Consider the following 10,601-nt stretch of genomic DNA (forward strand, 5'->3'; position numbering starts at 1 on the left):
ACGGACTTTTTGTTAAAGAGATACCCGATAAGCTTGGCGAACTCCTGCACAAGATACTCGGAAGTCTGACTTGCGAACAATTTTGCCCCGCCAACGCTCTCGGAGTCTTTGCTATGGATTCTGCTTTCAGCCAGTTTCTTGCCTGTTGCATCGTAGACCTCCAGAAGGAGATCATAACTAAGACCAATGTCCATATATATGTCGCTCTTCCATTCATCCACTTTGAGCCATAGTAGGCGGAATGCGCCTCCGTCCCTTACCGCAAGCAATAGGGAGGAAAGGTCAGAAGCGTCAGGCACGACCGTCACGTGATACCCAGATTGTTCCAGCCCCTTCTTGATCGAAGTAGCCATATCGCTGACCAGGGGTTCCCCTGACACAGTGGTCACGTCAAAAGGAACCCCAAGCCCACCTCTCTGTATTCCGACAAATTGCGGTTTCTTGTCACCATTGACAACATAAGGCCGGCGATCTTCCACCTTCAACACTAAGCCTTTGGTGGCTGTTGTTTTGACCGGGAGATTGAGATCTCCGGCACTATAGTTGTACTTATTCCCCACTGCGCAGCCTGTTGCTGCAATAGCGCACATCAATACCATCAATGCTTTCTTCATCTTCATTCCCCGTTCCCTGAGTGACCTGAGTCGGACGGAAAAGGCCGCCCCAGCATTTTCGACAATACTTCTTCAATCATATATTCAGGCGGCTTGCGCGCCAGCGAGGTGCGATAGCTTGTGCCGCTGGCAAAAACAAAGTCGGTGTCTGGGTCACGGAACTGGACATTGAGCTCCAACATATACGTTGTCATATCCCACACCCAGCGATCCACATAGGTAACAACGGCGTCAGCAGTCTGCCGATTCTGTGCCGCCTCGGCGGATACGACGCGATAGCCGTATTTTTTAAGTTGGGCAGCTATTTTTTCTGCCAGGTCGCGCTTGTCTGTCTCGCTTTTGCGCACATAAAAGCTCGTGAGTTTCGACAGATCAGCATTGGGATCAGTGTCGGCCTTCACTAGTACTTTGGCGCAACCAGAAAGAACTGCCACAACCAGGGCAATGGCAACCATGCGATTCAAACTCATTCTGAATTCTCCCTTTTGCTATGGTGGTCACCGCAAAATGCAGGGGCAAGCGGTGGTTGCCTTGGTGACCGCCATATTGGCAGAGGCAACCACCGCTGCCCGCTGTTGATGAATCAGTAAAAGGTCGCCTGGAAGGTCAGCTGCAAGGACGAGACGTCCTTGGTGAAGACATCGAAGGTTTCGTGCTCCAGGCTCATATCCACGTACCTCGCTTCCACGCTCAGCCATTTCCTGAATTCATAACCCACGCCCAGGGAAAAACCGGTGCCGGTGTAGTCCTTGTCCGTGAGGCTGTCAGCCAGTTCAACGCGGCCCGCCCAACCGAAGGCGGCGTTCAGATAGGGACCACCGGGTTGGGGTTTGAAATAGTAGGCACCGCCAATGCCGGTGAGGGCGGCGATGGTGAGGTTGTCTTCCGCCTTTTCGGAAAACCAGGCCACGTCGTTGGTGTAATAGAGCAGGAAATGTTTCCCCAGCCCGGCGCCGATGCGAAAGCTGGTCATTAGGCCCGAGGGGGATTCGTCGCGGGCGATGTTGCTGTAGGGCACGCCGTTATCTTCGATGTCGGTGCTGTGCAGGCCGATACCCAGGCCCAGCACGAAACCGCGGCGCTCGCCGTCAAAAGCATAGGCCTGGCCGGCGCAGAGCGCGCCCGCCAGCATTATCGCTGCCCGGAATTGTTTCTTCATTGTCCGTCTCCCTGTTACTTTTTTCACAAGTGCACTGGCGTGAGCGACGCATCCCCTCACCAGAGCCGGCGCGCCGCTGCTTTTTGGCCCGCCTGCGGGTTTTCTTCTGCGCTTCACCGGCGCTGCCGGTGGACGAGAACCCCTCTATCCCGCGAGCGGTAACAGGAACGCTACCACAGGGGAGGTAACAGATAGATAACACGGAAGGGGAAAAGACAACGCGGCCTCAGGGCACCGCCCGCCGGCGGGGTGATTCAGCACTTCGGGCCCTGATGCAGGCGGCGATAGAGTTCGCTTATCCACATCGGCGGCTCGCGCCCGGTTTCGTCACCCAGGGTCCGGGCGTAGCGTTGCCAGGCGCCGTCCACAGCCGGGGCGTCACCCAGACGGTGGCAGGCCTTCATGGCGCCCCGGCAGAAGGCTTCCGCGGCGGGGTCGATGTCCTGGCCGCGGGCAAAGCACAGGGCGGCCCGCCGCGGGTCGCCGTTTTGCAGCAGGGCATCGCCCAACCCCGCCACGGCGCGGTGAAAGCGGGCGCGGCTGCGCTCCCGCGGCGTTATCATCCAGGCCTGCTCGCTGTCTTCGGCCAGAAAAGGACCCCGGTAGAGGCGCAGCAAGCGTTCCAGCGCCTCCCAGGCCGGCTCCAGTTCTTCCTTGATCAGGCAACGTTCCAGATCATCGGCGATGCGCTCAAACACCCACAGGTCCACGCAGCAGCAGCGCGGCTCCAGGCTGAGGCTGCCGTCGCTGAGGACCAGCGCTTCTTTGCAGCCCAGCAGTTTTCGCAGCCGTTGCAAGGTGGTGGTGAAGGCGCCGTAGGCATCGGAGCTGTCTCCCCAGAGGGCATCAAGCAAGCGCTCTTGCGAGACTTTGTGGCCGCCCAGGGCGATGAGGGCCTTGAGCAGTTCCAGGGGGCGGCGCTGGGCCTTGCCTGCTGATTGTCGCGGCTTGTCGTCCAGGATCAATTCGAACGCCCCCAGGGTGCGGATCTTCACCGGCCAGGGCCAGGCCTCGCTGTCCTGCGGCGGCGCGGGCGGGAGCAGACGGTGTTCGCGGATAAGCCGGCGGACGTGCTCTGTTTCGATTCCGGCAGCCAGCGCCGTCATACACAGCGCGCCCATGTCCTCGGCCCGCCACCAGTAATAAAAGCGGTAGCCGTGGCGGCGGCCCAGCGCCAAAGCGCGGCGCAAGGCGGGCAGGCTGTCCTGCCCCTGGCTGGCGGCCAGGGCGGCGCGCTGCAGGGCGCAGGAGTAATGGAGCAGATCGCTGGCCATGGCGCGGGCAATGCTTGCGGCCTGCTCCAGGCTGCCCCGGGCGGCGGCGAAGTCGCGCCCCTCACGCTGAATCTGCGCCGCTGCCAGGGCGCTCAGGGCCTGCAAAAACGGCATGCCGTGCTGATCCGCCATGCCGGTGGCGATGGCGCTGTGGTGACCGGCCAGGGACAGATCACCGATACAGAGGGCATGCCAGGCGGCGGTGCTGTGACTGTAGGCGATGTTGACCCGCTGGACCGGCTCCGGCAGGGCGCCCAGCCGGTCCAGCCAGCGCCGGGCCTCAGCGCTGTCGCCGCGATATTGGGCCAGCGCCGCCGCGGTGGCCAGGAGCTGCGCCTCCCAGACGGGCACGCCATGTTTCCGGCCCGCGGTCAGACCGGCTTTGATAGCCTTCTCGGCCCGCTCAAAATCGCGGCTGAGCAGGCCGAACCAGGCTTCGGCGCGGCAGCGGGTGATCAGCACCATGGGGGAGGGCTCTGTGGTGCTGCTGTGCCGGCATACCTGCTCGAGCACGGTGAAGGCCTGCTCCAGAGCGCCGACGAACTGGTAATAAAACGCCACGTCCAGCACCGCCAGCAGGCGCAGATTGTCGTCGGCCACCGCCTCCTCCATCAGGGCCAGAACCTTCGCGGCGTAGTGGCCGATACGCCGGTGCCCGGGGCGGCGGATCATCAGCGCCCGAAAGAAGGTGGCGAGCGCCCGTGCGCCCATATCGGGGCTGGGAAAGGGCGGCGCTTCGTCCAGCAGGGTCTCCAGCCGGTCGATCCAGGGATCCAGGGATTTCGGTCCCAGCATGCCGAACAACGTGGCGTCGATGAAGCCCGCCGCCGCCAGCGCTTCCCCCGCCGGCTCGCGGGCTTTGGCAAAGCGCGCCGCGGCACGGCGGAACTGCTCCCGGCTGGCACCGGGGTCAAAGAACAAGCCCGCCAGGGCCGCCCAGTAGTGCAGCCAGGGGTGGCCGGAGCGGACCGCTTCCGGCAGGCTGTGCAGCCAGGCGCGCAAGGTTTGGTTGCGCCCGCCCGCCACCAGGGCCGCGGCGCGCTGCAAAACAAAATCCGTCAGTTCCGGCCAGGCTTCCGCCTGGCGGAGCAAGGCCAGCGCGTCTTCCTCGCGCTCGTGCGCGATGCACCAACGGGCGGCCCGGCGGAGCATTGCCTGCCGCTCCCCGGCAGGCAATGCATGTTGCCCCTGAGCCCGCAGAAAATCCCGAAACAAGGCGTGAAACTGATAGTGCACCGGTCCAGTGCCGTGGCGCGCCGTAAACTGGTGCTGTTCGGCCAGGCCGTTCAAAATCTTTTCCGCGTCCGGGCAGCCGGTCAGCTCGCGGGCGGCGGCCACGGTGACCTGGGGCAACAATGCCACCTGCATCAAAAACTGCTGCGTCGCCGGCGCCAGCCCGCGCCACACTTCGTAATAGAAATAATCGAACAACAGCTCCGGCGCCCCGTCCCGCTGCACGGGAAGTGCCCCGTCGCCGCTCCTCAGCCGCTCGAGCAACACCACCGTGCCCGCCATCCATCCCTGGGTTTTGCGATGCACCTGCGCCATTGCCTGCTTCGGCAGCTCGTTTTGCAGGCGGGACCTGGCCAGGGCAGTGGTTTCGGACAAGGACAAAACGAACGCCTCCGGCGGGACCAGGCGGAGTCTGCCCCCCAGCCGCAGGCGCGCAAAAGGGGGTGGCGGCGCGGCGCGGCTCAACACCAGCGCGCGGGCCGTCCCGGGCAACTCCTCCAGGGCCACCCGCAGCACCTCGTGCACCACGCCCAGCCGGGGCAGGGCATGGTAATTGTCCAGCACCCACAGCCACGGGCACTCGAAGCCGCCGTACAGGGCGCGGAAAAACCGGCGCGCAAACTCCGCCAGGGCGGCGAAACAGTCGGGGGTGAAGCGGGGCAGGTCGACACTGCCCGGCCGCTGCAACACTTGCAGCGACTGTGTCAGGTAGTGAAACAAGCCGGCCGGGTCGGCGTCACCCTCGTCCAGCGTCAGCCACATGCAGGGGCCGGAATAAGCCGCGGCGTAGCTTGCCGCGAAGGTTGTCTTGCCGCTGCCTGCGGGCGCCGTGCACCAGCAGGTGCCGCCCCCTGCGGTTCCGTCAATCAGCGCAAACAAATGGTGCCGGCGCAGCACGCCGGCCGCCGCCGGTGGCGTTGTTTTGACCGACACAAATGGTCTCCCGCCCATCGCGTCCCCCTCTGCCCCGTCCCTGTCTTCCCCCTGGACGGCCGCGATTCAAGCTCTGTTACACTGTGCGCCCGAAGCGAGGCGTTTTTCAAGCGCCGCTCCCGGGGTTTTTTATGATTTTCCACCCCCCGCTCCAGGCCGCCACCCTGCTGTGCCGCTACCGGCGTTTTCTCGCTGACGTGCGCCTGGAAGATGGCTCCACCCTCACCGTCCATACCGCCAACACCGGCGCCATGACAGGCTGCGCCGAGCCGGGCATGGGGGTTTTGTTGAGCGAATCGGACAACCCCAGGCGCAAATACCGCCACTCCTGGGAACTGAGCGAGATTGCCCCCGGCACCTGGGTGAGCGTGAACACGGCGCGGGCCAATGCCCTGGTGGCGGAGGCCGTGGCGGCGGGCGTCATGACGGAGTTGCAGGGCTACGATACCCTGCGCCGGGAGGTGCGCTTCGGTATGGAAAACAGCCGCGTGGATCTGCTGCTGGAGAGGGGCGGCCGGCGCTGCTACGTGGAGGTGAAAAACGTGACCCTGGCCGGACGCGGCATCGCCGCTTTTCCCGACGCCGTCAGCGCCCGCGGCGCCAGGCATCTACGGGAATTGATGCACACGGTGACGGCCGGCCACCGGGCGGTGCTGTGTTTTTGCGTGGCGCGGGGCGATGTCCATGCGGTGCGGCCCGCCGATGACATTGACCCCCGCTACGGCGCCACCCTGCGCGCGGCCGCCCGCGCCGGGGTGGAAGTGATCGCCTACCGGGCCGCGGTCTCGCCCCGGGAAGTGCGCCTGGCGGAGGCACTGCCGGTCTGGCTGGAAGGCGGTTATTGACTCGGCGCATCCGCATCCCTGTACCGCGACACTGACCCGGCAATGTTGATGCCTTTGGCCTGTCCCGGTCTTGGGAGAGGGGACAACCGGCCATATGGCCGATCAATCCGGCTTTGGCCGGTGGACTATTCACTTGTCGGGTCAATAACAGGATGTTGAGAAACGGGATTTTTCAACATCCTGTTAAGATAGCCGCTTCATTCCACCACGGGCCGGAGCCCCATCGGCATGACGAACAGCATTTACTGGTACGACTTCGAAACCTTCGGCGCCGACCCCCGGCGGGACCGGCCGGCGCAGTTCGCCGGGCTGCGCACTGACCCCGATCTCAACATCATCGGCGAACCGCTGACGCTCTACTGCCGTCCGGCGGACGATTTCCTGCCCCAGCCGGAGGCCACCCTGGTTACCGGCATCACGCCGCAGCTGGCCTGGGAAAAGGGCTTGCCGGAGGTGGACTTCATCGGTCGCATCAATGAGGAATTTGCCCGTCCCGGCACCTGCGTGGCGGGCTACAACAACCTGCGTTTCGACGACGAAGTCACCCGCAGCAGCCTTTACCGCAACTTCTTCGACCCTTACGCCCGCGAATGGCAAAACGGCAATTCCCGTTGGGATCTCATCGACGTGGTGCGCCTGACCCATGCCCTGCGGCCCGAGGGCATCCACTGGCCCCGGCGGGAGGACGGCCACACCAGCTTCCGCCTGGAAGACCTCACCCGGGCCAACGGCATAGCCCACGAAGCCGCCCACGATGCCCTGGCGGACGTGCGCGCCACCCTCGCCCTGGCACGGCTGATCAAAACCCGGCAACCGAAGCTCTACGATTACGTTTTCCAGCACCGCACCAAACAGCGGGTGGCGGCACTGCTCAACGTGCGCCACCACCGGCCGGTGCTGCACGCCTCGGCCATGTACGCCGCGGAACTGGGCTGCATCGCCCTGGTGGTGCCGCTGGCCCGGCATCCCCGGAACAAAAACGAGATCATGGTCTACGACCTCAGGGTGGATCCCCGGCCTTTTCTGGACCTCAGCGCCAAAGCCCTCCACGAACGCCTGTTCACCCCCCAGGACGAACTGCCGGCGGGCCGGGAGCGGGTGCCGGTAAAAACCGTGCACCTCAACAAATCGCCGGTGGTGGTGCCGGCGGGCACCCTCACGCCCCAGGCCGCCGGGCGCTGGCGGATCGATCTCGGCCTGTGCCACCAGCACCTGGAGATCGTCAAGGGGGCAAAAGCCTTCATCACCAATTTGAGCCAGGTCTACCAGATGCGCCGGTTTGAGCCGGAGACCAACCCCGATCTGATGCTCTACGGCGGCGGCTTTTTCAGCGACGCCGACCGCCGCCGCATGGATCAGGTGCGCCAGACCCCGCCGGCGGAACTGGGCAAGCTGGAACCGGCCTTCGAGGACCCGCGTCTGCCTGAGATGCTGTTCCGCTTCCGCGCCCGCAACTACCCCGACACCCTGTCGGCGGCAGAGCGGGCCCGCTGGGACGACTACCGCCGCACCCGCCTCACCGACCCCGCCGCCGGCGCCAGCATCACCCTGGACAATTTCAACGCCCGCCTGACCGCCCTGCGCGCCCGCCCGGACCTGAGCGCCCGGGATGCCGCCCTGCTGGACCAACTGGAAGCCTACCGCGACCTCCTGCTGCCGTCTCCGCCCCGACCCGCATTGCTCACCAGTGCGCACGACGATCGCGCCGGGCTTTGTTGACGGCCGGTCGCGCCCCGCGCCCACCCGCACAACTGCTCGCAGCCGATGAGATGATTCGTGTGGATGGGCGAGGCGAACACCGGGGATACACGCCGCAGGCAGTACCCGGAGAGGGGGACGGGCTTGCCCCAATCAAGGGGCAGGGCGCGCTCGCGGAAAGCGGGATCCACCAGCAAGACGGGACCGCCCCACGGGCCATTGGCCAGTAGACAAGGAAAGGGCGGCTGCCATCCGCGTTCCCGCCGTAAAAACACCGGCGCTGCGGCCGAAACAATGATTGCAGCCGCAGCCCGGGAGGATGCCGCGCGTCCCCGCGCACCCGATGGATGCAGCGCCAACACAGCAGGCGGCACGCCCATAAATGGACTTCCAACACCGTGGCCATATCCCATTCCGCCCCCCCGGCCTGAGCCGGGGCGCGCACACCCTGCGCCGCCTGGCCGGCGTCGCGCTGCTGTGGGCCGTCACCACCGCCGCCGCCCTGGCCGCCACCATTGCCGGCACCGCCTACACCGACGAAGGAATCACCAACATCGGCGCCGGCAAGACGGTGCGCCTGCTGGTGAACGGGAGCAGTGCGGGCACGGCGGTGACCGATGCCTCGGGCAACTACAGTATCAATGCCAGCGTGGGTGTGGGGGATGCCATTGTGCTCTACATCGATGGCAACGACGGCGCCACCGACGACGCCACCACCGTCACCGTATCCCCCGGCGGCAACCTTGCCAATATTGACCTGTACAAAGACCACCTCATCGTCCGCCATGACAACAGCGGCTCGCTCACCAACGCCCTGATGAGCACCGCCAGGGGGGCATACTCTGACTCGGAGATCCTCTACTCGGTCAGCGCCGGTGCCCTCACTGTCTCCGGCAGTGCCACCGAGCTGTACCTGCCCGGCGGCCACAGCTTCGCCCCGGGGGGCGATGTCACCGCACCCGGCATGGAGAGCCTGGGCACTTTCAACGGCGGCAGTGGCACGGTGGATATCAACGGCGCGCTACTCATCAGCGGGGGGAGTTTCACCGCCACCTCTGCCACCACCCGCCTGGCGGGTGACTTCACCATTGCCGCCGGCAGCTTCAGCCACAACAGTGGCACAGTGCTGTTCCACTCCAACGCCACCCGCGCCGTAAGCACCGGCACGGCGACAATGAATCATGTCCAGCTCGATATGTCCGGCGGTAATCTGAACATCACCGGCACCCTGGATATCAACGGCAACCTCACCCTCACCAACGTTAACAACATCAACACCGGCACCATTGCGGTGGCGGGCAATGTGGTCACCACCGACGGCGATGTGAGGGGCGACGGCAAGATCCTCTTCGACGGCGCCAACCAGGAACTGTATGTCGACAAGGCCGGCGGCCAGGGCGACCTGCCCGGGGTGGAAGTCAACAACACGGGCACCCTCACCGTGTTCGACACCATCGGCATCCACGGCAGCTCCGGCTGGACCTATACCGGTGGCGCAGTGGACATGCTGAGCCAGGGTGCCACACTCCTTGTCGCCAGCGCCGGCACCATCACGGTGAACGACAGCACCACCACATTCAACAATGTCGAGCTGAACATGAGCGGCGGCGTGGTGGACGTCACCGGCACCCTGGATATCAACGGCAACCTCACCCTCACCAGTGTCAACAGCATCAACACCGGCACCATTGCGGTGGCGGGCAACGTGGTCACCACCGACGGCGATGTGAGAGGCGACGGCAAGATCCTCTTCGACGGCGTCAACCAGGAGCTGTATGCCGACAAGGCCGGCGGCCGGGGCGACTTGCCCGGACTGGAGATCAACAACACGGGCACCCTCACCGTGTTCGACACCATCGGCATCCACGGCAGCTCCGGCTGGACCTATACCGGCGGCGCAGTGGACACGGTGAGCCAGGGCGCCACTGTTGTTTTCGCCGGCCCCAATACCATCGCCGTGAACGACAGCACCACGGTTTTTAACAGCGTGGAGCTGGACATGAGTGGCGGCGTGCTCAATGTCACCGGAACGCTGGACGTGAACGGCCCATTCAAGATCACGGCGGTGAACACCATCAACACCGGCACCGTCCGGGTCGCCGGCGATGTCATCACCCTGGATACCGGCGTGGCCGGCACGGGCCATCTGCTGTTCGACGGCGTCAACCAAAGCCTGCGCTGCTACGACACCGTGCCCGATCCAAGCTGCGGGGGGGCGATTCCCGGCATCGAGATCAACAACACCGGCACACTTACCCTGTACGGCACGATTGAACTGGACGGCAACTACGGCTGGGTGAGAACCGGTGGCACCGTGGACGCCACCAGCAATGGCACCACCGTGGTGTTTGATATCTCGCAGTCCGGCACCCCAGTCTTCAACGACGGCGCCACCACCCTCAACCATGTCATCCTGGACATGGCGGGACGCTCATTAAGCATCACCGGCACCATGAATGTGGGCGGGAACTTCACCCTCACCGGGGTCAACAACATCGACACCGGCACCATTGCCATCGCCGGTGACTTAAGCGCCACCGACACCGGGGTCGGGGGCACAGCGGCGATGACGCTGTACGGCACCGGCACCCAGTCCATCAATGTGACCGGCGATCTTCCCGATGGCACCTTCACGATCTACAAGGCGTCGGGCACAGTAGTACTGCTGACCGATTTCACCACCGCCCTGGACGGCGCCGGGCAGGACTTGACCATTACCCAGGGCACGCTGGATCTGAACGGCTACAACCTCACCGTGCCCCATGTGCTGACGGTGGATGCCAATGGCACGCTGCAACTGGAAGGCGGCGAGACGCTCACCACCACAAGCACCACCTTCAACGCC

7 protein-coding genes are annotated in these 10,601 nt (G+C 64.6%); 3 read left to right on the forward strand and 4 right to left on the reverse strand.

The annotated features are described in order from the left end of the window. From ENJ19_00995 to ENJ19_01010, 4 genes are all read right to left on the reverse strand, one after another. Positions 1-620, reverse strand: a 620-nt coding sequence (locus ENJ19_00995; GenBank protein HHM04304.1) for a hypothetical protein, incomplete at its 3' end; no start/stop codon positions are given. Next, the gene (locus ENJ19_01000) at positions 617-1,084 is read right to left on the reverse strand and encodes a hypothetical protein (protein ID HHM04305.1); all 468 of its coding nucleotides are present in this window, start codon (positions 1,082-1,084) and stop codon (positions 617-619) included. The genes ENJ19_01000 and ENJ19_00995, both read right to left, overlap by 4 nt. 113 nt (positions 1,085-1,197) lie before the next feature. Further along, positions 1,198-1,773, reverse strand: coding sequence for a hypothetical protein (locus tag ENJ19_01005; GenBank protein HHM04306.1), 576 nt, complete (start codon positions 1,771-1,773; stop codon positions 1,198-1,200). A gap of 254 nt (positions 1,774-2,027) precedes the next feature. After that, positions 2,028-5,231: a hypothetical protein gene (locus tag ENJ19_01010; protein ID HHM04307.1), complete on the reverse strand. Its 3,204-nt coding sequence runs from the start codon at positions 5,229-5,231 to the stop codon at positions 2,028-2,030. A 113-nt stretch (positions 5,232-5,344) separates the two neighbouring features. Here ENJ19_01010 and sfsA point away from each other — a divergent pair, with 113 nt between their 5' ends. The 3 genes from sfsA to ENJ19_01025 all read left to right on the forward strand — a co-directional run. Beyond that, positions 5,345-6,058 (forward strand): DNA/RNA nuclease SfsA, encoded by a 714-nt coding sequence (sfsA, locus tag ENJ19_01015; GenBank protein ID HHM04308.1) that lies wholly within the window; start codon positions 5,345-5,347, stop codon positions 6,056-6,058. 228 nt (positions 6,059-6,286) lie between these two features. Beyond that, on the forward strand, positions 6,287-7,777 hold the full coding sequence (locus tag ENJ19_01020; GenBank protein ID HHM04309.1) for an exodeoxyribonuclease I: 1,491 nt from the start codon (positions 6,287-6,289) through the stop codon (positions 7,775-7,777). Positions 7,778-8,138: 361 nt separating this feature from the next. Then, the coding region (locus ENJ19_01025; protein ID HHM04310.1) for a hypothetical protein at positions 8,139-10,601 on the forward strand (2,463 nt) is incomplete at its 3' end.

The sequence above is a fragment of the Gammaproteobacteria bacterium genome (assembly GCA_011375345.1).
Taxonomy (GTDB): Bacteria; Pseudomonadota; Gammaproteobacteria; order DRLM01; family DRLM01; genus DRLM01.